The sequence below is a fragment of the Natronomonas amylolytica genome, from assembly GCF_037031205.1.
GTDB lineage: Archaea > Halobacteriota > Halobacteria > Halobacteriales > Haloarculaceae > Natronomonas > Natronomonas amylolytica.
Window position 1 is genome coordinate 17,176 of the sequence record NZ_JAYEZM010000007.1, and the last position, 22,027, is coordinate 39,202.

At 64.3% G+C, this 22,027-nt stretch carries 28 protein-coding genes; 11 read left to right on the forward strand and 17 right to left on the reverse strand.

Annotated features, from left to right (window positions below; genetic code table 11):
* The first annotated feature begins 23 nt into the window (after positions 1–23).
* Together U5914_RS11135 and U5914_RS11140 are read left to right on the forward strand one after the other, a co-directional pair.
* On the forward strand, positions 24–1,004 hold the full coding sequence (locus tag U5914_RS11135) for a methionine synthase (protein ID WP_336135838.1): 981 nt from the start codon (positions 24–26) through the stop codon (positions 1,002–1,004).
* A complete protein-coding gene (locus tag U5914_RS11140) occupies positions 1,001–2,071 on the forward strand; it encodes a methionine synthase (RefSeq protein WP_336135839.1) in 1,071 nt (356 codons plus the stop codon). The genes U5914_RS11135 and U5914_RS11140 overlap by 4 nt, the downstream gene beginning before the upstream one ends.
* Before the next feature lie 59 nt (positions 2,072–2,130).
* On the opposite strand, the gene U5914_RS11145 is transcribed toward U5914_RS11140, so the two are convergent.
* The 5 genes from U5914_RS11145 to rpl7ae are packed head-to-tail and all read right to left on the reverse strand — an operon-like array spanning position 2,131 to position 3,914.
* Entirely contained in the window at positions 2,131–2,388 is a 258-nt protein-coding gene (locus tag U5914_RS11145; protein WP_336135840.1) for a DUF6199 family natural product biosynthesis protein, read from the reverse strand.
* Between the two features lie 52 nt (positions 2,389–2,440).
* Complete coding sequence (ndk, locus tag U5914_RS11150) at positions 2,441–2,902, reverse strand: nucleoside-diphosphate kinase (RefSeq protein ID WP_336135841.1); 462 nt, start codon at positions 2,900–2,902, stop codon at positions 2,441–2,443.
* Positions 2,903–3,313, reverse strand: coding sequence for a 50S ribosomal protein L24e (locus U5914_RS11155; protein WP_336135842.1), 411 nt, complete (start codon positions 3,311–3,313; stop codon positions 2,903–2,905).
* Between the two features lie 3 nt (positions 3,314–3,316).
* A complete protein-coding gene (locus U5914_RS11160) occupies positions 3,317–3,541 on the reverse strand; it encodes a 30S ribosomal protein S28e (RefSeq protein WP_178288620.1) in 225 nt (74 codons plus the stop codon).
* Between the two features lie 10 nt (positions 3,542–3,551).
* Positions 3,552–3,914, reverse strand: a complete 363-nt coding sequence (gene rpl7ae / locus U5914_RS11165; protein WP_336135843.1) for a 50S ribosomal protein L7Ae — start codon at positions 3,912–3,914, stop codon at positions 3,552–3,554.
* Positions 3,915–4,264: 350 nt separating this feature from the next.
* Between rpl7ae and dpsA the strand changes: the two genes are divergently transcribed.
* Positions 4,265–4,813, forward strand: coding sequence for a DNA starvation/stationary phase protection protein DpsA (dpsA, locus tag U5914_RS11170; protein ID WP_336135844.1), 549 nt, complete (start codon positions 4,265–4,267; stop codon positions 4,811–4,813).
* Between the two features lie 24 nt (positions 4,814–4,837).
* Here dpsA and U5914_RS11175 read toward each other — a convergent pair whose 3' ends face one another.
* On the reverse strand, positions 4,838–4,978 hold the full coding sequence (locus U5914_RS11175; RefSeq protein ID WP_336135845.1) for a hypothetical protein: 141 nt from the start codon (positions 4,976–4,978) through the stop codon (positions 4,838–4,840).
* Positions 4,979–5,022: 44 nt separating this feature from the next.
* A complete protein-coding gene (locus tag U5914_RS11180; RefSeq protein WP_336135846.1) occupies positions 5,023–5,634 on the reverse strand; it encodes a DUF7504 family protein in 612 nt (203 codons plus the stop codon).
* 82 nt (positions 5,635–5,716) lie between these two features.
* On the opposite strand from U5914_RS11180, the gene U5914_RS11185 reads away from it, so the two are divergent.
* Entirely contained in the window at positions 5,717–6,442 is a 726-nt protein-coding gene (locus U5914_RS11185) for a DUF7547 family protein (RefSeq protein ID WP_336135847.1), read from the forward strand.
* Between the two features lie 32 nt (positions 6,443–6,474).
* Positions 6,475–6,918, forward strand: a complete 444-nt coding sequence (locus U5914_RS11190) for an HTH domain-containing protein (protein ID WP_336135848.1) — start codon at positions 6,475–6,477, stop codon at positions 6,916–6,918.
* Between the two features lie 2 nt (positions 6,919–6,920).
* Here the strand turns inward: U5914_RS11190 and U5914_RS11195 are convergent, their stop codons facing one another.
* Positions 6,921–7,283, reverse strand: coding sequence for an OB-fold domain-containing protein (locus tag U5914_RS11195; RefSeq protein ID WP_336135849.1), 363 nt, complete (start codon positions 7,281–7,283; stop codon positions 6,921–6,923).
* Positions 7,280–8,434: a thiolase family protein gene (locus U5914_RS11200; RefSeq protein ID WP_336135850.1), complete on the reverse strand. Its 1,155-nt coding sequence runs from the start codon at positions 8,432–8,434 to the stop codon at positions 7,280–7,282. The genes U5914_RS11195 and U5914_RS11200 overlap by 4 nt, the downstream gene beginning before the upstream one ends.
* A 182-nt stretch (positions 8,435–8,616) precedes the next feature.
* On the opposite strand from U5914_RS11200, the gene U5914_RS11205 reads away from it, so the two are divergent.
* On the forward strand, positions 8,617–9,762 hold the full coding sequence (locus tag U5914_RS11205) for an ABC transporter ATP-binding protein (protein WP_336135851.1): 1,146 nt from the start codon (positions 8,617–8,619) through the stop codon (positions 9,760–9,762).
* Between the two features lie 42 nt (positions 9,763–9,804).
* Here U5914_RS11205 and U5914_RS11210 read toward each other — a convergent pair whose 3' ends face one another.
* Both U5914_RS11210 and U5914_RS11215 read right to left on the reverse strand, forming a co-directional pair.
* On the reverse strand, positions 9,805–9,996 hold the full coding sequence (locus U5914_RS11210) for a hypothetical protein (protein WP_336135852.1): 192 nt from the start codon (positions 9,994–9,996) through the stop codon (positions 9,805–9,807).
* Between the two features lie 180 nt (positions 9,997–10,176).
* Positions 10,177–10,488, reverse strand: a complete 312-nt coding sequence (locus U5914_RS11215) for a HalOD1 output domain-containing protein (protein WP_336135853.1) — start codon at positions 10,486–10,488, stop codon at positions 10,177–10,179.
* 81 nt (positions 10,489–10,569) lie between these two features.
* Between U5914_RS11215 and U5914_RS11220 the strand changes: the two genes are divergently transcribed.
* Positions 10,570–10,971: a DUF7124 domain-containing protein gene (locus U5914_RS11220; RefSeq protein WP_336135854.1), complete on the forward strand. Its 402-nt coding sequence runs from the start codon at positions 10,570–10,572 to the stop codon at positions 10,969–10,971.
* Between the two features lies 1 nt (position 10,972).
* Here U5914_RS11220 and U5914_RS11225 read toward each other — a convergent pair whose 3' ends face one another.
* Together U5914_RS11225 and U5914_RS11230 are read right to left on the reverse strand one after the other, a co-directional pair.
* The gene (locus U5914_RS11225) at positions 10,973–11,275 is read right to left on the reverse strand and encodes an AzlD family protein (protein WP_336135855.1); all 303 of its coding nucleotides are present in this window, start codon (positions 11,273–11,275) and stop codon (positions 10,973–10,975) included.
* Positions 11,268–11,951 (reverse strand): AzlC family ABC transporter permease, encoded by a 684-nt coding sequence (locus U5914_RS11230; protein WP_336135856.1) that lies wholly within the window; start codon positions 11,949–11,951, stop codon positions 11,268–11,270. The genes U5914_RS11225 and U5914_RS11230 overlap by 8 nt, the downstream gene beginning before the upstream one ends.
* Positions 11,952–12,944: 993 nt before the next feature.
* Between U5914_RS11230 and U5914_RS11235 the strand changes: the two genes are divergently transcribed.
* From U5914_RS11235 to U5914_RS11245, 3 genes are all read left to right on the forward strand, one after another.
* A complete protein-coding gene (locus U5914_RS11235) occupies positions 12,945–13,361 on the forward strand; it encodes a DUF5805 domain-containing protein (protein ID WP_336135857.1) in 417 nt (138 codons plus the stop codon).
* A complete protein-coding gene (locus U5914_RS11240) occupies positions 13,351–14,385 on the forward strand; it encodes a tyrosine-type recombinase/integrase (RefSeq protein WP_336135858.1) in 1,035 nt (344 codons plus the stop codon). Before U5914_RS11235 ends, U5914_RS11240 begins: the two co-directional genes overlap by 11 nt.
* Positions 14,386–14,844: 459 nt before the next feature.
* Complete coding sequence (locus tag U5914_RS11245) at positions 14,845–15,576, forward strand: ZIP family metal transporter (RefSeq protein ID WP_336135859.1); 732 nt, start codon at positions 14,845–14,847, stop codon at positions 15,574–15,576.
* Positions 15,577–15,706: 130 nt separating this feature from the next.
* On the opposite strand, the gene U5914_RS11250 is transcribed toward U5914_RS11245, so the two are convergent.
* From U5914_RS11250 to U5914_RS11260, 3 genes are read right to left on the reverse strand one after another with little or no spacing between them, the layout of a single operon-like run.
* On the reverse strand, positions 15,707–16,039 hold the full coding sequence (locus U5914_RS11250; protein ID WP_336135860.1) for a hypothetical protein: 333 nt from the start codon (positions 16,037–16,039) through the stop codon (positions 15,707–15,709).
* 2 nt (positions 16,040–16,041) lie between these two features.
* Complete coding sequence (locus U5914_RS11255) at positions 16,042–17,043, reverse strand: cytochrome d ubiquinol oxidase subunit II (protein WP_336135861.1); 1,002 nt, start codon at positions 17,041–17,043, stop codon at positions 16,042–16,044.
* Positions 17,036–18,460, reverse strand: a complete 1,425-nt coding sequence (locus U5914_RS11260) for a cytochrome ubiquinol oxidase subunit I (RefSeq protein WP_336135862.1) — start codon at positions 18,458–18,460, stop codon at positions 17,036–17,038. Before U5914_RS11260 ends, U5914_RS11255 begins: the two co-directional genes overlap by 8 nt.
* Positions 18,461–18,897: 437 nt before the next feature.
* On the opposite strand from U5914_RS11260, the gene U5914_RS11265 reads away from it, so the two are divergent.
* Complete coding sequence (locus U5914_RS11265; protein ID WP_336135863.1) at positions 18,898–19,527, forward strand: class I SAM-dependent methyltransferase; 630 nt, start codon at positions 18,898–18,900, stop codon at positions 19,525–19,527.
* Positions 19,528–19,565: 38 nt separating this feature from the next.
* Here U5914_RS11265 and U5914_RS11270 read toward each other — a convergent pair whose 3' ends face one another.
* Entirely contained in the window at positions 19,566–21,893 is a 2,328-nt protein-coding gene (locus U5914_RS11270; protein WP_336135864.1) for a DEAD/DEAH box helicase, read from the reverse strand.
* Positions 21,894–22,027: the final 134 nt, after the last annotated feature.

The following is a 22,027-nucleotide window of genomic DNA, read 5'->3' on the forward strand; positions in this document are numbered from 1 at the left end:
CCGTCATGGCGTAGCCGAACGTAATGACGGAGGTACTCGCGACGACGCCCGGTCTCTTCCCGCTACCGGACTGGGCCAAAGACGAGCTATCGCATCTGAAAGGCCACCAGAAGGACGACCTCATCTCGGGCGACGAGTCCGACGACATCGTCGACGCCTACGCGACCGCCCGCGAGGAGGTCGTCGACCGGCAACTTGAGGCCGGCCTCGACCGGGTCGGCGAGGGCCAGCTCCGGTGGGACGACATGCTCGCCCACCCGCTGTGTGCCCACGACAACGTCGACACTCGTGGTATCGTCCGCTACTACGACAACAACAACTTCTATCGAGAGCCCGTGGTCGAGGGTGACCTCACGTTCGACGGCGACGTCGCCGACGAGATTGCGTCCGCCCCCGACGTGAATCAGGCCGTCCTGCCCGGCCCCTACTCGCTTGCCGACCTCGCGACCGACGAGCACTACGGCGACGAGGCCGCCTTCCTCGATGCGGTCGCCGAGTTCCTCGCCGACGAGGCCGACGCCATCGAGGGCGTCGAGACGCTCTTCCTGCTCGAGCCCTCGCTCGTCGAGAACGCGCCCGAGGAGGGCGAAGACGAGCGCGCCAGCGAGGCCATCGACACCGTCGCGAACGCCGTTGACACCGACGTCGTCGTCCACACCTACTGGGGCGCCATCCCCGAGAAGCCCTACGCCCACCTGATGGACGCCGACGTCGACGCCATCGGCTTCGACTTCGTCTCGGACCACGAGACGAACATCTACAACATCCAGGAGTACGGCACCAAGGACTCCATCGCGCTGGGCGTCGTCGACGGCCAGAACACGCTGGTCGAACCGCCCGAGGACATCGCCGAACGCATCGAGTGGGTCGACGACAACGTTCCCGCTCAGGCGTTCGACACCGTCTACGCGACGAGCAACACCGAACTGTTCTACCTCCCGCAGAACAAGTTCGAGGCAAAACTGGACGCGCTTGCCGACGCCACCGAGGAGGTGTCCCTATGACTGCCAACCTGCTTTCCAATACCCGCGAACAGTTCCGCCCCGCCGACCACCCGACCGACCACTTCCTTTTGACGACCGTGGTCGGTTCCTACCCCAAGCCCAAGTGGCTCAACCGCGCGAAGGAACTGAAGGAAGACGACGACCACGATTTCGACGAGGACGACCTCGATGAGGCCCTCGACGACGCGGCCCGTCTCATCACCGACGAGCACGTCCGTTCGGGGCTCGACGTCGTCGTCGACGGCGAGATGCGGCGCAACGAGATGGTCGAGTACTTCGCCCACCGCATCGACGGCTACGAGTTCAACGGCCCGGTCAAGGTCTGGGGACACAACTACTTCGACAAGCCCTCCGTCGCCGACGAGGTCGAATACGACGAACCGTGGCTCGTCGACGAGTTCGAGTTCACCACCGGCGTCACCAACCGCCCCGTGAAGGTCCCGATTACGGGCCCCTACACGCTCGCGTCGTGGTCGTTCAACGAACACTACGACAGCGAGGAGGAACTCGCCTACGAACTCGCCGACCTCGTCAACGAGGAAATCGAGAAGCTCGTCGAGGCGGGCGCCCGCTACATCCAGATCGACGAGCCCGCGCTCGCGACCACGCCGGACGACCACGCCATCGTCGGCGAGTGTCTCGAGAACATCGCCGAGGGCATCCCGGAGGACGTCCGTCTCGGCCTCCACGTCTGTTACGGCGACTACTCCCGTATCTACCCCGAGATTCTGGACATGCCGGTCCACGAGTACGACCTCGAACTCGCCAACGACGGCTACGAACAGCTCGACGTCTTCAAAGAACACGAGTTCACGAAGGACCTCGCGCTGGGCGTCGTCGACGTCCACACCACGGAGGTCGAATCCGTCGAGGAGATAAAGGAGAACATCAAGAAGGGCTTCGAGGTCGTCCCGCCGGAGCGGCTGACCGTCTCGCCGGACTGCGGCGTCAAGCTCCTGCCCCGCGAGGTCGCCTACCAGAAGATGGAGAACATGGTTCAGGCCGCCCGCGAGGTCGAGGCCGAACTCGACGCCGGCGAAATCGACATCGGCTACGCCGGCGAGTAACGGCGTCACCACTCCCGATTTCGAGCGTGACCGACCGGAACTGAACGAAAAAGACCGCGTTATTCTTCGACCGCTACTGCGTCAGCCTCGCCTTCTTCCTCGCCGACGAGGAGGGCGTCGACCAGCAGCGTGACGACGCCGGTCACCGCCAGCAGGACGCCCTCGATGCGGGTCAGCGAGACGAACCAGTCGCTCGGTTCGAGGTCCTCGGGGTTCTCGTAGCCGACGAGGACGAAGCGAGTGAGGTAGTCGATTGCCTTCTCCGGGAAGGCGGCGACGAAGCCACCGTACACGACCGCGAGTACGTTCCAGAACATACCCGAGGCTACGTGGGGAGATGATAAAAAGCCGGCCGTCGCGGCCGAGAAATTACTCGTAGAGCCAGCTCTCGTCGTTGCGCTCGTAATCGATGAGTTCCTCGTCGTCGAAGAACAACTCGATTTCGCGCTCGGCGGAGCCGGGTTCGGTGTCGGAACCGTGGATGACGTTGCGACCGAGGTCGATACCGAGGTCGCCGCGGATGCTGCCCGGCGGCGATTCGGCGGGGTCGGTCTCGCCCATCATGCTCCGTACCTGTGCGACCGCGTCCTTGCCTTCCCAGACCATCGCGAAGACGGGACCCGAGGTGATGAAGTCGACGAGGCCCTCGAAGAAGGGCTCGTCGGAGAGGTCCGCGTAGTGTTCGCGGGCGTGGTCGTCGTCCAACTGCATGAACTTGCCGGCGACCATCTTCAGGCCACGGTCCTCGAATCGGGAGACGATTTCGCCGATGAGGCCGCGGTGAACGCCGTCCGGCTTGACCATGACGAAGGTTCGTTCGCGGTCGGACATCTACGCCTCGACCTCCTCTTCGTCTTCCTCGTCGCCGTCGTCCTCGGAGGCTTCGGACTCCTCGTCTTCCTCGTCGTCCTCGGCGTCTTCGGCCTCTTCCTCGGCGGCTTCGAGGTCGGGCGTCTCGTCGACGTCCTCCTCGGTTTCGGCGTCGGCTTCTTCTTCAGCCTCGGCCTCTGCTTCCGCTTCCTGCTCTGCTGCCGTTTCGGCGGCCGACTTGGCTTCGGCCTCGGCGGCCTCGCCCGCGCCGCCCGTCCATTCGAGGTCGCGCGGTTCGCGACCGAGGTCCGAGTTCTTCTCGCACTTCGCGGAACAGAAGTGCGTGATACGGCCGCTGTTAGCGACGTACATCGTGCCCGTTCCGGGCTCGATGTCGTCACCGCAGTAGTCACAATCTCGTGTCTGTGGCATGGGTTACTGGCCTCCGATGGAGTCGGCTTCGCGAGCCGTCTCGCGAAGCTGGAGCACGTCGCCGACGCGCACCGGTCCGAGGACGTTCCGGGCGATGATGCGGCCCTGATTTTCGCCCTCCTTGATTCGGCACTTGACCTGCATGGCTTCGCCGTGCATGCCGGTCTTCCCGACGATCTCGATTACTTCGGCAGGGGTCGCGCCGTCCCCTTCTTCTTCAGCACTCATCCTTGGTCACCTACCGGAGTTCCTCGACTTTCTCGGCGATGTCTTCGACGTCGGCCTCGGCCTCGCCGGCGTCGACGATGGCGGCGGCGGCGCTGCCGACTTCGAGACCGGCGGCGTGGCCGATGTCGTCCTGTTCGCTCACGAAGACGTACGGAACCTCCTTCTCGTCGGCGATCTCCGGGAGGTGCATGACGACCTCTTCGGGGCTGACGTCTTCGGCGACGAAGACGAGGTCAGCGTTGCCTCGCTCGACGGCTTTGGTTGTCTCGTTCGTCCCTTTCTTTACCGAACCGGTGTCCCGGGCGACCTCGAGGGCCTCGATGGCGTCCTCTTGGAGGTCAGCCGGCACGTCGAAATCTACGTATACTGACATTGGTTTGTAGCACTCCTCCTACGCGCGGGCTCGCGCTCCCCCGCCGTCGAACCGTACCGTCGTGGGGTCGCCCCACGACGCGGTTCTCGTGCCCCGACGGCACGCGTTTGTCCTGAATCCGGCTAGGAGCATCACAACCCCGCGTAGGCTGTACTCCTTCGTACTGCACCACCGCATAAAAGCGCTTATGAACTGACGCGTGCGTGCGAACCGTCGGCAGGGAATGCGTGGAAACGTATCACAGTAGGTGGGGGCGTATTAGGCAAACCGAAAATAAATATTTTTGAATAGAGAAATATCCTTTATTTGTCGAAAACACTTAAGTTGGTTGCGCTCGTATTTTTCCTCGTATGAGCACCCAAAAATCGGTCCGTCGTCAAGCCGGGAGTATCGAGGAAAGCGAGGCGCTCCGCCTCGATGCGGACAAGGCCGAACAGATCGTCGAGGCGCTGAACACCGACCTCGCCGCGACCTACGTCCTCTATCATCAGATCAAGAAACACCACTGGAACGTCGAGGGCGCGGAGTTCCTCGAGGTTCACGAATACCTCGGCGAGGTCGCCGCCGACCTCGAAGAGGGCGCCGACTTGCTCGCCGAACGCGCACAGGCCATCGGCGGCGTCCCGCTATCGGGCGGGGCGAACTACGAGGAGAAGGCTCCCTTCGACCCCGAGGGCGACGACGTCTACGACATCCGCACCTCGCTGGAAAACGACATGGAGGCCTTCGGCGTCATCATCGAGTCCCTCCGGGACCACATCGCCCTCACCGACGACCTCGGCGACTACGCTACCAACGAACTCCTGCGTGAGACCCTCGAGACGGTCGAGGAACACGCTCACCACCTCGAACACTACCTCGAAGACGACACGCTCGTCCTCGAGTCGGCGACCCAGTAAGCAGAGCGGACGTTTTTTCGAGCTTTATCGCTCGATGTCGACGGTGTAATCGGTCGCGAGCCACCCGTCGCTGTTGTCCGGTTCGGTAAAGACCGTCTTTTCCGGGGAGGTCGAATGAACCCGGAGACCGACCGCCGTCTCGTCCTCGTGGGGAGTTGCTGCCATTACCACCTCCTCAGCGCCACGCCCGCTAAAAGTTTTTGGTCGGCCTAAATCTCGACCCACTCGCTCGTCTGCCCGGATTCGGGGAGGTGCCACTGCTGGTAGGTCGCGTGTCCCTGCCCGTTCAGTTCGACGACTGCGTCGACGGTATCGAAGAGTCCGGACGGAACGGCGTCGGCCATCGCCGGCAGGTGGAAGTGGACGACGGAACCGGTATCACGCGCGATATCCCGGACGGTATCCAGAAACGAGACGAGTGCCGGGCGGTCGACTCCGTCGATGAGTGGGCGAAGCGAATCGAAGCAGACCCGTACCGACTCGGCGTCGTCGGCCGCCGCCCGCATCGCCGATTCGATGTCGGCCGAGAGCATCTCGGTGTCGAGGGCCGACGTCCTCGTGGTGTCGCTTTTGGCGCTTCGGGTCAGCACCGGCCGCTCGATGACGGCCGCGGCCTCCGATGACTCCTCCTCGGGGCGGACCATCCGGTCGGTGCGGACGAAGACGTGCTCGTGGTCGGTATCGCCGAGGAACCGCTCGCAGGCGTCGGCGTGGGCCGTCGTCGCGGCACCGACGACCAGCACAGTCCCGCCCTGCCGCTTCAGCGAGGCGAGTCCCTGCGCGATTGCGGCGTCCTCGGGCGGGGAGCGGTCGAATTTCATTCGGTCTCGTCGTGAGATAAAGGGCGGCCGTCGTATAAACGTTCGGCCATACGATTTTGGGCGTTCCGGCCGGAGTGGACGTATGGACGACACAGAGACGGACCCCGAGGCCGGCGAGGATCTCGCCGATGCCGCCGCCGACCTCGCCGACACGCTGGAAGCACTCCGGGCGGAACTCCGCGAACCGCCACGCGGGCCGCTCGGCCTCCCGCGGCCGCCCAGCCCCGGAGAACTGCTGGCGCTGACCGAGCGGTACACGATTCCGGCGCTCGTCAGCACCCTCGAGACGAGCATCCGCCTGCTGGAACTGCTGGCGGCGGCCATCCGTCTCGCACAGGGGCGGTCGGTCGACCCCGACACGGAGGCCCGCCTGTCGGCCAGCGAGTTCGCCGTCTCCGGCAGTCGAGAGGGCGTCGACCGACTGGCGGCCGCGAGCCGAACCACGCTCGAACGACTCGACGACGCGCTGGCCGACCTCCAGGCGGCCACGACGGACGGCACGCCCCGGAACCCGGAGGCCGAGCGCCTGCTCGAACAGGCCCGGCAACTCCGGGCCGAGGTCGACGACCGGCTCGCCGAAATCGAGTCCGCCGAACGACCGGAAGCCGAGACCGCCGAGCGGACGGCCATCGACGTGGACAGCGAAGCAGAGACGGAAGATACCGACGAACCGGCGCGCGGGACGGCGGCTACCGAGGAAGCCGACGAGACGGCCGCCGACGCGGTCGACATCGACGCCGAACTGGCGTCCCTGAAGGAGGACGTGGATGCCGACGATGACGGGGAGGAAACTCACAACGACACGTAAATTTATACACTCGACGGGTGTCGTGGTATCACATGTCAGCTGACGACGGTAACCGGCTCCGGTTGTTCCTTCGAGAGAGCGTCCAGCCGCCGATAGCAGAACAGCAGGACCGCCTTCGCTCGCGGCTGGAGCGGGCCATCGACCCCGGTCGGCTGTCGGTCGTTCACCATCCGGCGCGGCTGCCGCGCGACGGCGACGGCGAGACCCTCGAGTGGTACGAGCGCGTCCGCGAATGGGCGTCGACGACGGAGGCGTCCCTGTCGCCGTTCTTCGAGAGTCGGTCGGCTTACGACCCGGACGTCGACGACGTCCGAGAGATGGTCTCGCTGCCGGTGCTGTGGCTCGTCGTCTCGGATGGGGCGTCCGTCCGGGCGGCCTACCCACACGTTCAGGAGGCCGTCGTCCCGGTTTCGTCGGCCATTGCGGAGTTCGAATCGGCAGATGCGTCCTCCCGGGCCAACGACGCCGCCGACTGACCCTATTCGGTCGGCTGGAACCGGTAGCCGTCCCACTCCTGGCTTTCCGGTTCACGGATGCCGGCCTCGGAGTCCCGCAGTTCCTCACAGTAGACCGGTTCGACGGTATCGCCGATGTCCACGTCCTCGGTCGTCAGTTGTCCGAGCGCACGTACGGGCGTCCCATCGACATCGAACTCGACGATGGCGAGCGAGTTCGGCTCCCGAACCCCCGGCGGCGTCGAATAGGAGGTCGTCCACGTCACGACCTCGGCGGTGTACTCGCTCAGGTCCACGGTGTCGACCGGTTCACTGCCGTCTGGGCCGACCGGATGGCCCGGATACGTTATCGACCCGTCCTCGTAGCGGTAGGCTTCCATCGTCATTGTCCTTCCTCCATGATGACCGTGGTTACGCAGTTGCCGAAGCCGCCGACGTTACACGCCAGTCCGACGTCGGCGTCGACCTGTCGGTCGCCGGCCTCGCCGATGACCTGTTTGTATATCTCGTAGCCCTGTGCGACGCCGGTCGCGCCGAGCGGGTGGCCCTTCGATTTCAGACCGCCCGAGGTGTTTATCGGCAGTTCGCCGTCGCGGTCGGTCTCGCCGTCTTCGACCGCCTTCCAGGCTTCCCCCTCCTCGGCGAACCCGAGGCCCTCCATCTGGAGGAACTCGAGGATGGTGAACATGTCGTGGAGTTCCGCCACGTCGATGTCGTCGGGGTCGAGGCCGGCCATCTCGTAGGCCTGCCGGCCGGATTCGACGACGCCCCCCATCGTCAGCGGGTCAGCGCGCTCGTGGACGACGTGGGTGTCGGTCGCTCCGGCGACCCCCGAGACGACGGCGTAGTCGTCCGCGTACTCGTCCGCGCGGTCGGCCGGACAGAAGAGCAGCGCCGCCGACCCGTCGGTGATGGGACAGAAGTCGTAGAGGCGCAGGGGGTCGGCCACCAGCGGCGACTCCATGGCCGTCTCCACGTCGATTTCCTTGCGGAACTGGGCGTGAGGGTTCAACGCGCCGTTGGCGTGGTTCTTGACCGCCACCTTCGCGAGACTCTCCCGCGGGGCGCCGTGTTCGTCGAGGTACTTCCGGGCGGCGAGGCCCGCAAACGAGGGCAGCGTCACGCCGTGTTTGTACTCGACTGGGTGAGTCAGCGAGGCGATGACGTCGGTGGATTCGCCCGTCGTCTTGTGGGTCATCTTCTCGCCGCCGACGAGCAACGTCATGTCGCTGGCGCCGCTGGCGATGGACTGCCACGCGGCGTAGATGCCGGCGCCGCCCGACGAGGAGGTCTGGTCGACCCGCTTCGTGTAGGCCGGCATCGCCGCGAGGTCGTGGGCCAGCGCGTTCGGGACGCCCGTCTGACCCTCGAACTCGCCGCTGGCCATGTTCGAGACATAGAGGTGGTCGACCTCCTCGGACGACACACCGGCATCGTCGAGGCAGGCCTCGCCCGCCTCGGCGAGCAGTTCCCGTATCCAGCTATCCCGCTGGCCGAACTCCGTCATCGAGGCACCGATGACTGCTACGTCTGGCATGGGTGGAACTGTTCGCGGGCCACCCTAAGCGTTCGGGACCGGCGCCACCGTCGGACGACCACGGTCGTGTGGCGTGCTATCACGACTACTCCGCGAGCGGAAGGTATTTTTGGCTTGCCTAAAGAATAGCTAGGTAATGACTGCTATCGCGTCGGACCGGGCACCGCTCGGAGGTGAGCCGCGTGTCTAGCGGCTCGGCGAACCTACAGAGTGCCGACGTCGACCTCTCGGTCCCCGAGACCGAAACCACCGTTCTGGAACTGGATGGCATCGAGAAGTCCTACAACGACACCAACGTCATCGGCGACCTCTCGCTTTCGGTTCGGGACGGCGAGTTGCTGACGCTTCTGGGGCCGTCCGGCTGTGGCAAGACGACGACCCTCCGCCTTATCGCCGGCCTCGAACGCCCCGACGGCGGCATCGTCCGCATCGACGGCGAGGCCGTCTCCGGGCCGACCTTCGTCGCCCCCGAGGACCGCGACGTTGGCGTCGTCTTTCAGGAGTTCGCCCTGTTCCCCCACCTGAGCGCCCGCGAGAACATCGCCTTCGGTATTCAGGAGTGGGACGACGAGGAACGCGAGGCCCGCGTCGACGAACTGCTGGAGTTGGTCGGCCTCAAGACCCACGGCGAGAAACATCCCGAGGAACTCTCGGGCGGCCAACAACAGCGCGTCGCCCTCGCGCGGTCGCTGGCGCCCGAACCGAGCGTCCTCCTGCTCGACGAACCCTTCTCGAACCTCGACGTCGACCTCCGCGTCGAGATGCGCGAGGAGGTCCGGTCGATTCTCAAGAAGGCCGGCGTGACCGCTATCTCGGTCACGCACGACCAGGAGGAGGCCATGTCCATCTCCGACCGCGTGGCCGTCATGAGCGAGGGCGGCCTCGAACAGGTCGGCACCCCCGAAGACGTATTCCAGCAGCCGAAATCCCGCTTCGTGGCCGGCTTCCTCGGCCACGCCTCCTTCGTCTCCGGGCGCGTCACGGAGGGGTGTGTCGAGACGGGCGTCGGCTGTGTCCCGCTGGACCGCGTCAACGGCCTCAGCGAGGAGTACATCGGCTCGCAGATCGACCTCATGGTCCGGCCGGACGACGTGCGCGCCGAACCCGCCGAACCCGCCGAAGCCAACGGCGAGGTGGTCCATCGGCGGTATCTCGGCCCGACCGTGCTGTACCGGGTCGAAATCGACACCGGCGACGTCGTCGGCTGCATGCACAACCACGCCGACGAGGTGTCACTGGACGAACCCGTCTTCGCCAGCCTTGATGCGGACCACGAACTCGCGTGGTTCCCGCGCGGCGAGCGGAAGATGGCCGACGGCGGCCAGTAAGAACGAGCGAATCAGCTCTTTTCGGACCAGTACTGCCTTCGACTACCGTAGGTCGGCAGCGCCGGGTTCGATTTCCTCCCGGTGTCGGGTCTCGGGAGCGGCGTAGTCGGTTCGTGGCGGCCGGTCGAAAGGGCGCCGTTCGGCGCGGTCGCCGCCGTCGGCGTAGATGGTCGGCGTTTCGGTCGTGGGCGATTCGGGGACGAGCGGTGCGTCGTGGGGTTCGAATGGCTGCATGGTTCTGGTGGGTTGGCAGGGGAATACTCGAAAAGCGATGCTACTCGGAAAATCAGGGGCGTACGCGTACACGTACAGTGGGAAGCATCGCGTACCCAACCCTCATACGGCATTGATAATAAACGTTCATGCTAGTACGGATTTCGCCGGTTGCCGGTCGTCCACAGGCACGCCGTCCCGTCAGTCCTCGGACGGCGGGTAGATGACGATTTCGCCGTCTGCGGCTATCGTGACGTGGTATTCGCCGAGCGGGAAGGTGACCGACCCCGTACAGCGCTCGCTGCCGGGGATGGGTGCAAACAGCTTTTCGAGGCCCTCCGGGTCGATCTGTTCGTACAGCGGTGGAAGGTCAAGGCCGTCGCAGTCGGCCGCCTCGCAGACCGCATCGTGGACGGCCGTCGACAGCGACCCGGGGCTACTCCAGTTGTAATTGGTCCGGTAGACCCCGGATGCGGGGTCGTATTCGACAGGGTCGCCGTCCTCCGTGCTCACGACCGTCCCTCACGGATGCAGACACCTGAACCTTTGGTCTGGAGGGAAACGCTCAATACTGCCGGCCCGTCGAAGCCGAACGTGAGTCTCACGCTCGCCTTCGAGTTGGCAGCCGCCCGACGGCTCGCCGCCCCCGAAGGCGCCGTCTCCGACGCCAGAACGTGGAGCGAGAACGTCGGCCTCGTGACCGATAAGCCCCCGTACGTCCTCACGAAATTCACCCGGGACAACTACATCCGCAACGATTTCGAACCGGCGACCGAACCCGCCGCCGAAACCCTCGGCCACCTCCTCGAACACTTCGAAACCGACCGGTTCGTCTTCGTCGCCGCCGACGCCCGAACCGCACCCAACGGCTGGGAGTACCGACACATCGGGACCGCGGCCGACGAAGCGGACTGGGAACTCGTCGACGAAGTCGACCAAGAAGATGACGATGACACGGGCGCGCACGCCTCGCGCGAGCGCGACGACTGGCCCTGACCTACACTGCCCGGAAGGCCAGCACCGCGGCCATCGCCACGGCCAGCGAGACGAGGAGGTTGTTCGTCTTCCACGCGACGACCGCCGCCAGCGCCGCCGCGGCCCATTCCGGCGGGCCCCCGTTGGCCAGTTCCGGTGCCACGATGGCGACGATGATGGCCCCGGGAAGCGCTTCCAACCCGACTTCGGCGCGGTCGCTCAACTCGATGTGACCGAGCAGCCACAGGCCGCCGACCTTCGTCGCGTAGGTGATGACCGTCATCGCCGCGATAACCCCGACGACGAGCGGGTCCAACTCAATCACGGCGGATCACCGCCACGAGACTGCCCGCGAGGCCGCCGAGGAGGATGTACCACCGTCCCGGTAGCGCCTCCGCGCCGACGATGGCGATGCCCGCGGCGACCAGCCACGGCGCGAGGTCCTCGCGGCCGTGCCAGAGCCCGACGGCGATGACCACGAAGATGGCCGTCAGGACGAAATCCAGCCCGTACCGCTCGGGGTTGCCGACCGCGGCGCCAGCTGCGGCCCCGAGCGCCGTCGTCGCGACCCACAGCACCCAGATGGCGAGGCCGGCACCCAGCAGGAACGCCCCGCGGCCCCCACCGGACCGGAGGTCCGCGATGGAGAGCGCCCAGCTTTCGTCGGTGACGAAAAAGAGGCTCCCGTAGGACTGGGCCGGCGAGAGGTCCTCGAACCACGGCCGAAGCGACGCGCCCATCAGCACGTACCGGAGGTTGACTACGAGCGTCGTCACGACGATGGCGACGACGGGCAACGGTGCGTCCCACAGTTCGACGGCGATGAGCTGGGACGCCCCCGCCAGCACCGTCGCGCTCATCAGCGTCGCTTCGGCGACCGAGAGGCCGGCCTGCCGAGCCAGCACGCCGAAGGCGATGCCGTAGCCGCCGACGCCGACCGCGACGGGCAGACAGGTCCGAAAGCCCGACACGACGCCCGACCGTTCGAAAGAAACCGCCATACGAAGGTATCATCTAGCCTCCTGTTTGGGTGTTGCGTGAGTGTGGAACGCAATATCGTGATCGCTTCGCAGCAGTTCGGCGGCGATTGGTAGATGCCGGAGAGCAGACTCGAAACATCCGAAATCACCCCCTACTATGTCGTGTTTCGCACATCTCCGAAGGCCGCCATTCGATATATCAATATATGATTTATGAGTTCGGCACACGGCAGATGGTGAATCATAGGTTATCCAACTATTCTAATTTGATATATACTATACCAACGATCTCGAACGTTTCGAGTCTCGCTAGTAGACACGTTACACCTGCTTCGATATCGCCACACTCGCTGTACGAGGTGGCCACCGGTCGGCAGCACGTCGAGTCCTACACCCGCTTCTGAGCCCCCACGACTCCCCCTGGACTCGCTTCCGGAACATCGAGGTGAGATACCTCCAAGGAGGGCGCTGAGCAGGCAAGGACGGAGATATGGATATTTCTGCAGCCATGGCCAAGACGCCATCAGACGGGCATAGAGCACCCATATAGACGAGGGGCGAACGGCCACCTACCCAATTCATTTCAATCAGCCCCAACGCAACCGAGCCCCTCCGAACCCACAATCCACGCATTCACCCGGATTCAAAACCACACACGAGGCGCAGGAGACGAGCTCATTAGTGGCCCACACGGTCAAACTCGAATTCCTCTTGAAGAACTGTTCGCGGCCGACACCTGACTGAAGCCAGAGTCCGACCCGATAATCTGGGCGGCATAACTGGCGCAGCAACTACGGAAACCTTGGACGATCAGCCAAGTAGAATTCTGTTCTCTCATCACCAACAATTCTGCCAAATTATTATCACCGACTCTAACCTATACTCTAGAATTAAGAATTATATTCGACGATAAGTAGTCCGATGCCACCCAAATCAGACATCAGTTTCGTGGATAAGAGTCTTTATCGTCGTGTCTGACGTAAATTGATAATCCCCCCGTTCGATGGGCAGACCATGAGCAGCGACGGCGAGCGCGTCTCGGTTCAGACCTACGTGTCGTCGAACCAACGAGAGTTGTGGCGCGAAGAGGCCGAGGACCTCGATATGAGTCAGGCCGAGTACGTTCGGACGATGATTCAGGCCGGACGGCGGAGTTTCGACCTCGATTCGGGCCGTTCTTTAAATACCAATCCCCGAAACCACGACGAACCCGCTTCTTCCCATGCTACCCCCGGGGTCGACGGGCTAAAAGACCGTGTCCTCGACGTCCTCCGAACGGAGGAGTTCGCCGATTGGGACGCGCTGTTGGCCGGCGTGACAGACGACATCGAAGAGCGCCTCGAGGACACCCTCGACGAACTGCAATCCGAGGACCGGGTTCGCTACTCCGGTCGCCACGGCGGATACACGGTGGTCGACGATGGGCGTTGAGGAACAGGTCGCCGACCCGGCCCCCGAGGACCCCGTGGCCTACTTCCTGCAGGATATGACGTTCCACGGGCGAACCGAACGAACCCGCGAGGCCTACGAGCGCGTGTTGCGCGACTTCGAGTCATTCGTCGTCGGCCAGCGTGGGACGTCCTTGCCGAATGCCACCCAGCGGGAGTGTATGGCGTGGGTCCACTCCCTTCGCGGCGATCTCGCGTCGAGCACCGTCGCCTCCTATGCCTCCTACGTCCACCGGTTTTACGCCTATATGGTGCAGGTCGGAACATTCGATTCCAATCCGATGGCGCTAGTGACCGAGGAGATGGACGAATCCATCGATACGGACCCTGCCCGACGGGAGATATCGGTTATGGAGATGCGAGCGTTCGTCGGCGAATTGGGTCATCCGCTCGAAGGGGCGCTTGTCGGGACCCTGCTGAAGACCGGAATGCGCGTCGGCGAATGCTGTAATCTCGACCTTCGGGACCTCTATCTCGACGATTCGGAGGTTCGGGAGGCCTACGGCGTGGAGCCGCGAGCCGCACTCGACGGCCGCCCGGACTCGATTTACGTTCCGAATGAACCGGCCCGCAGCGAGGTTTATAATGGCGAGGAGCGGACGGCCTCGAACAAACGCAAGCGCGACACCGTGATTCCGGTCGATTCGGAGCTCAAACGCCTGCTGAAGGCGTGGCTGGCGATTCGGCCGGATACCGACTCTCCGGCGTTGTTCTGCTCGACGAGCGAGTGGGGGACGCGGATGACGCCCTCGATGGTGCGGTCGATAGTCGCCGAACGAGCCGGCGAGCGCGGCTGGTACCGAGAGGGCGGCGATGCCGAAGAGAACGTCACACCCCACTACTTCAGACACTTCTTCACCACACATCTCCGGGACAGAACGGGGGATAGAGGCATCGTCAAGTACCTCCGTGGGGACGTCGCGACGGACATCATCGACACCTACACCCACAACTGGGGCGACCGGGTCCGAGACGTCTACGAGGCGAACATCTACGACCTCCTTTGACGAGCGTGGGATAACGCCGTTCCGAGAGCATTCACCCGCAGATTCAGCTTCGTCTCGAATTTTGTCGCTATTATCTGGTCAGGAAACTGTCGCAGCCACAGCTGATAAACCATATATTGATATACAAAATCCGAGTTCGGAGTTCGCTTCAGAAATCGTCTGAAATGGGACGGAGACGCGCTGTATCAGGGAGTCTCGGTTTTTGACGTCGAGACACGAGGTGTATCGGCACTCCAAGCGCGAGTCATGGTTCGTTCATATTCACCACGACGAAGTATCGATTTATGACAGGACATCTAGAGCCCGAGGCGATGCCAGCCGGACGGGCATTGTTTTTCTATGCAGCCACTGTAGATTTGGTATGAGTCGGCCGAGTCCCCCCGAACCGGCGGGGCAGATACCTCTTGGCGTTGCCAAGAACGAGTTATTGGGACTTCCGGAGGGAGATGGGAACCAGCCATGATAGCGTTTCCAGGGGAGTTCTACTGGATCGCAGCGTTCGCCATCGTCGCGGCGCTGGTGAACAGTGCGGGAATCATCGCTATATTTCGACACCGGGAAAGGGCGGAACAGTCGCTTCCCTATCTCATGTGCTTTGCTGCGGGGGTTCTCATCACGACGCCGTTGATTCATGCCCTCCCGAACGCGGTCGAGAACAACGCCGATGCGGGCTTTACCGCCTTGGCCGGCTTCCTCTTCATGTATCTCTCCAACCAGGTGATCAAACGTCGCACCGGGGAGGAGACGCTCGCGTTCGGGGTAACTGCTGCGGAGGGCATCGGGATTCACTCATTGGTCGACGGCGTCGTCTACACCGTCACGTTCAACATCTCGGTGCTGACCGGCGTTCTGGCTGGGACCGGGCTGGTCGTCCACGAATTCGCCGAAGGGGTCATCACGTATCTCGTCTTGCTGAAAGGAGACGTGACGGAACGGACGGCGGCGATGTACGCGTTTTTCATCGCTGCGTTGACGACACCGGTCGGTGCGTTCGTCGCCTATCCACTGGTGAGTGGGTTGGGACAAAGCGAGATGGGACTCATGCTCGGGTTCGTCTCGGGCGTGCTGATTTACGTCTCCGCGGCCCATCTGCTGCCGGAAGCACAGTCCTACGAGACGGAACATTCGATGCTTGCCCTCTTGGTCGGTGTCGGCCTAGCGTTGTTTATCGTGTTCGCGCGGGCGATATGAAACGCGGTCCTTCGTCGAAAGACCGGAGAGCGTACGTCCACTTCGGCCCGTGGCTGCAGAGAGACGAGCGGTTCGCTTCTCCGATGGAGTGGCCGGTTCATCGCGAGGAGGGAACTCGAAGGACACCGGTCTATCCTGTGTGATTACTTCGACGTAGCCACGCCTTGATGAGTTCGTTCACGTTGTGGAAGATGATACCGACCGTAATCAACGTCGTGAGGAGGTAAACGATAAATCCCGGTGGACCGCCGACAGCGCCCCCGAGTAGGCCGCCCGTGATACCGACGACGGTGATTTCAAGCCACGTCATCAGTGTCCGTGATGCGAGTTTGGGCTCCGATGTGTGCGCCGTTTGAGACCGTTCTTCGTTCGAAACGTCGTGGCTGGAGGAGGGTCCGGGAGCGGTCGCTTCACCGGCGTCATGTTCGCTGTCCTCGGTATGTTGGCTCTCGCCGGCAGTCACGATTAGTACCCCTCCCCTGCCTCGATGGGACCGCTGAACGCCGAGTACAGAACGCCGAAATAGAGGAAGATTAGCGGCAGGAGTATGGCGGCGCCGATGGTCATGAGGTTAAGCGGGAGCGTCGAGACGATAGCCGATTCGACGGTCAGCCCGCCCGCCGGGTCGATGGCGGGATACATCAGGCCGGCGACGACGCCGACAAGCGCGAAGACGAGGCCGGCGGCGGCGCCGAAGGCCACGTAGTACCGGTCGCGGTTCGTCGCCACCGCGTAAACGGCCCCGAGAAGGAGCGTCAGGACGACGAGGGCTACCACAAGCGGTGACAAAAGCGCCGCTCGAAGCTGTGGGGCCGCCGCGTACACGTAGCCGAGCGTCAGAACGATCAACGCGAGATACGCGACGAGCGCGCGGTAGCCGTCCGACCGGAGGTCGTCCCGGAGGTCACCGCGGGTCTTCACCCGCAGATAGGCGACGCCGTCGACGACGGTGAGTGCGACGAGAGCCAGTCCGACGACGATGCCCGGAACCGTCACGAGCGTCGTCGCGCCGAGCAACCAGTTCGCCGTGAACATCCCAAGGAAAAACGGGGTTGCGATGCTTCCGACGACGAAGGCCCGGCCCCACCAGCGCGTCCAGCCGTCGTCCTCGCGCTGTTCGTACATCTCGGGGGCGAGACCCCGAAGGATGAGTGCCCCCAGAATGGCGAACATCAACAGGTAATGGCGGCTGAACAGGTTGGCGTAGACCGCGGGGAAGGCGGCGAACATTGCGCCACCGAAGACGACCAGCCACACCTCGTTGCCGTCCCAGAAGGGGCCGATGGCCGCGAGGAACTGCTCGCGTTCGTGTTCGTCCGCCCGGGTGGCAAAGAGCGCGCCAACGCCGAAATCGAACCCGTCGAGAAACAGGAACATCCCGAAGATGAAGAACAGCAGGCCGAACCAGACCTCGGCAAGCGGGAGCCCCCACAGCGGGCCGTCGGCGAGCCAGTGGTCGCTAGTCATCGACGCTCACCTCGGTGGTCGTCTCCGACACTTCGTCGGCCGACTCCACGTCGGGCACCTCGGGTGGGCCGGCCCGGACGATTCGAGCGACGACGTAGAGGTACAGCGTGAGCAGGCCGAGATAGACGACCGCGAAGCCGGCGAGCGTCGCGGTCGCTTCCGCCGAGGTCAGGCCGGGAGAGACGCCGTCGCTGGTCTTCATGACGCCCTGGATGACCCACGGTTGACGGCCGACCTCCGTGACCACCCAGCCCAGTTCGACGGCGAGGATTCCCAGCGGCGTCGACACCATCAGCGCTTTGTGCAACAGGTCGTCTTCGAGGAGTTCCCCGCGCCACCAGCGGTAGGTTCCCCAGACGGCCAAGAGGATGAACCAGAAGCCGAGTGCGACCATGATGCGAAACGCCCAGAAGACGATGGCGACCGGAGGCTGTGGCCCCTCGAACTCCTCGAGGCCCCGAATCGTCGCCTGCGGGTCGCCGCCGCTGGCAAGCCAGGAGGCACCGCCCGGGATACCGATGCCGAAGATGTCCTTCGCGCGCGGGTCGAAGATGTCCTGAAGGCTCGTCGGGAAAGCGATGAGGTACTCGGGGACGTAGGAGTCGGTCTCCCAGATGGCCTCCATGGCCGCGAACTTCTGGGGCTGGGTCTCGAAGACGTGTCGGGCATAGAGGTCGCCGTGGATGACCTGCAGCGGCGCGGTGATGACGAGGGCGATGAGGCCGAACTTGAGCGTCGTCTCCCAGAAGTCCACCTGTTGGGTCCGACGCCCCCAGACGTGGTGCCGGAAGACGTAGTACGCCCCGAGGCCCGCCATGACGAGGGCGACCGACTCGACCGCGGCGTTCTGCATGTGGACGAACATCCAGAAGAAGCGGGGATTGAGATACGCGGCGACGGGGTCGACCAGCAAGACGACCTGCTGTCCGTTCTCCGTGACCAGTTCGTACCCTCTGGGGGTCTGCATCCAGGAGTTGGCGATGAGGATCCAGATGGCCGACAGCCACGTCCCGAGGCCGACGGCGACCGCCGACACCATGTAGAGCGCGTTGCCGACTCGCTCGCGGCCGAAGACGAAGATGCCGAGGAAGGTCGCCTCGAGCATGAACGCCATCATGCCTTCGAGCGCGAGGGGGCCGCCGAACAACTCGCCCGCAGTCGTCGCAAAGGCCGCGAAGTTCGTCCCGAACTCGAATTCGAGCACGATGCCCGTCACCGTCCCGATTACGAACGAGACGGCGAAGATGCGCGTCCAGAACCGCCGTAACTGCTCGTAGATCGGCCTCCCCGTACGAATGTCCTTCCACGTAAAGTAGATGAGGAAGGGCGCAAGCCCCATGCTCATCACCGGGAAGACGATGTGGACGATGGTCGTCAGCGCGAACTGGAGTCGACTTGCGAAGACTGTCTCAAGCATGGTCGAGTGGTGAGGGTGTGACCCAGCGTGTCGCCGGGGGTCCTGACGGTCGAGTGTACAGACGGGCGTTCGCAGCGGCGTACGGGTTCGACTTACGGCGAAAATCAAGTAGCCATTGTGGTGCGTTCGTCGATACCGCCGCTTTGGAGGTGGTTCCCGAGGAGGAATCCACGACGAAGCGACCGCCGACGAGGCCAAACCGGGCCGACCGAGCGTTCATCGGACCCTCTCAGGTCGAGGACAGACCCCTCGACCGAGTACCGTCACTGAAAAGCCGATACAGCGTGTCATGACCACGTCCATCGTCGCCCATACGCTCGGCTATCGCAGCGAACAATGATAAAGGTGTGTTGGCACCACACATGGGACGGCGCCGTACGAGAGGAGTCCCTGACCCGCACCCAACGTTGGTAGTGCCGGACGCCCTACCTCCACGTATGCCCAAAGCAGCACCCTTCGAGTCCCACACCGAGCGCTACGAGGACTGGTTCGAGAAATACGACGATGCCTACCAGTCCGAACGGAACGCTCTGGAACGGCTCGTGCCGGCGGCCGGGCGCGGACTCGAAATCGGCGTCGGCAGCGGGCGGTTCGCCGGCCCGCTGGGCATCGATGTCGGAATCGACCCGGCCGACGCGATGCTCGAACACGCCCAAGAGCGGGGCGTCGACGTGGTCAAAGGCGTCGCCGAATCCCTCCCCTTTCGGGACGGCGCCTTCGAGACCGCCCTCCTCGTGACGACCATCTGTTTCGTCGACGACATCCCCCGGACGCTGGCCGAAGCCGACCGCGTCCTCTCGGAGTCGGGAAGCCTCGTAATCGGGTACATCGACAAGGACAGCCCTGTCGGCGAGATTTATCAAGAGACGAAAGCGGAGAACCCCTTCTACAGGGATGCGACCTTCGTCACGACCGAGGAACTCCTCGAAGCGCTCGAAGCCGCCGGCTTCACCGACTTCGAGTTCGTGCAAACGATTTACCAGTGGATCGACGAGCTAGACGGCCCCGAACCGGTCGAGGAGGGGTACGGCGACGGCTCGTTCGTCGGCATCAAAGCCAGCCGATAGCGACGGTTGCCGTGTGGGGAGCGTTCTCCCAGCGGTAGCTACGCGCCGTCGAGCAGGCCGTTCAAAAGGGTCTTTGCCAACCCCTTGTCGAGCGGGTCGTTGGCGTTGCCGCAATGCGGCGACTGGACACAGCCCGGACAGCCGTTCTCACAGGGACAGGACGCGAGCATGTCCCGGGTCGTCTCCATCAGCCCCTCGATGTCCTCGTAGCCCGTTCGAGCGAGCGCGACGCCGCCGGGGTAGCCGTCGTAGATGAATATCGTCGAGGCGCCGGTGTGGGGGTGCAACGGCGTCGACAGGCCGCCGACGTCCCGGCGGTCACACAGTACCGTCGTCGGGAACATCGAAATCATGGCGTGTTCGGCGGCGTGAATCCCGCCGGGCAGGTCGCCGCCGGCCTGCAGGGCCTCCTCCATATCCGGCGGCAGCGCGAAGTAGAGCGCTCGCGTCCGGAGGCTGGTTTCGGGCAAATCGAGTTCCTCGCTGCCCATCGGCTGGCCGCTGGAGGAATCGAACCGCTGGAAGCCCGTAATCTGCTTGCGCATCTCGACGTCGGCGAACCGGACGGTCACGTCCTCGCGCGTATCGAGCGGCTGTTCGGTGAGGTCCTCCTCGACGGTGATGGTCTTGTCGTGGAGGACGCGGGTGAAGTAGTCGGCCCACGTCGTCTGCAGTTGGGCGATGTCGTGAGTGAGGTCCAACTCCGTCACCTCGTAGGTGCGGCCCTGATGGTGATATATGGCGCCGGGGTGGGCATCCCGGAGCGCGTCGTCGAAGGGGAGTTTCGCGATGGTGTCGCCGTTCGGACCCCGCAACTGGATTTCGCGGTCGTCGACCGTCCGGAGGCTCATGTCGTACTGTGGCTGTGGGCCGTCGTTGAGCCAGCGGACCCCCTCGCTCGTTTCGCGGCGCGAAAGGAGTCCATCGTCGGTCAACTGCCCGACCACGTCGGGAAACCGCTCGCCGAAGTAGCGGTCGTCATCCGGGCGGAGCCACGATTCGTCGGCGGCCGACCGGACGTGCGGCGGCATGAGGCGGTCGTTCTCGGGGTTGGTGACGGCCTTCTCGGGGTCGCCCTCGAAGAACGCGTCGGGGTTCGACATCAGGTACTGGTCGAGTTGGTCTTCACCGGCGACCATCGCGACGAGCGACGGGTCGGTTCCACGGCCGGCACGTCCCGCCTGCTGGAAGGACGCCATTCGGGTGCCGGGATAGCCGTCCAGTATGACGGCGTCGAGGCCGCCGATGTCGACGCCCAACTCGAGTGCGTTCGTACTCCAGACGCCGCGGACATCGCCCGACTGCAGGCCGTCCTCTATCTCTCGGCGCCTGTCGTCGGTGAGCGCGGCCTGATAGGCCTCGATATTGCGCGCGAGATCGGTCTCCCCACGTTCGCGGAGGGTACTCGCGCTCTTGGAGGCGTAGCGTTCCGCGGTTTGCCGCGCGCTCGTGAACACGAGCGTCTGGTAGCCCTCCGCGACGAGGTCGCAGAACAGTCGCTCGGTCTCGGTGTGACTGGAGCGTCGGCGGCCGCCGCCGGCCTCGTCGCTACCCCAGCCGCCCTCGTCGTACTCCGGTGGGTTCCACAGCAGCCAGTGGGTCGGGCCGGTGGCGCTGTCGTCGCTGTCGACCAGTTGGATGCCCTCGGGGTCACGGCCCGTCACCGTCGCCGCGTGTTCGACGGGGTTGCCGATAGTCGCCGAACAGCAGATAAAGTCGGGGTCGGCGCCGAACTCCTCGCAGAGGCGGCGGAGACGGCGGAAGACCAGCGAGACGTGACTCCCGAAGACGCCGCGGTACTCGTGGACTTCGTCGACGACGACGGTTTCGAGTCGCTCGAAGAACCACTTCCAGAGGCGGCGGGCGTGCGGCAGGAGGCCGTAGTGGAGCATGTCGGGCGTACACAGCAGGACCGTCGGCTGGCGGTCCCGAACGGCCTCCTTCTCGCTTCGTGACTGCCGGCCGGTGTACTGGTCGACGGTGACGCCGCTGCCGAAGCCGAGGCCGTCGGCGAGGTCCGACAGCGTCTCCGTCTGGTCGTTTATAAGGGCAACCTGCGGGGCGAGATACAGCGTCGTCGCGCGGCCGTCCATCGCCCGCTCGAAGGCGGGGACGGTGTAGGCGAGGCTCTTGCCGCTGGCCGTCTCGGTGGAGAGGACGGCGTCGTCGCCCTCGCGGACGGCGTCGATGGCCTGAGCCTGATGCCGGTAGAGTCGGTCGATGCCGCGGTCGTGGAGGGCGCGTTCGAGGCGGCTATCGACGTCGATATCGGCGAACCGGGGTTCGTCGCCGGGGCGGACCTCGTGGGCGCGAATCTGGTCCTCGTAGTAGGGGCGCTCGCGGAGCCACGCGACGGTTTCGTCCACGGGCGTCGTTACGACTGGGTGGCCCTAACGGTTCCGCCTGCGGTGCGTTCTTCGCCCTCATAAACCGTCCCGTCTAAAGAAGGGCCGGACTGACGTGGCAAAGCGCTATTGGGACTACTCGGATATGGGTTCGA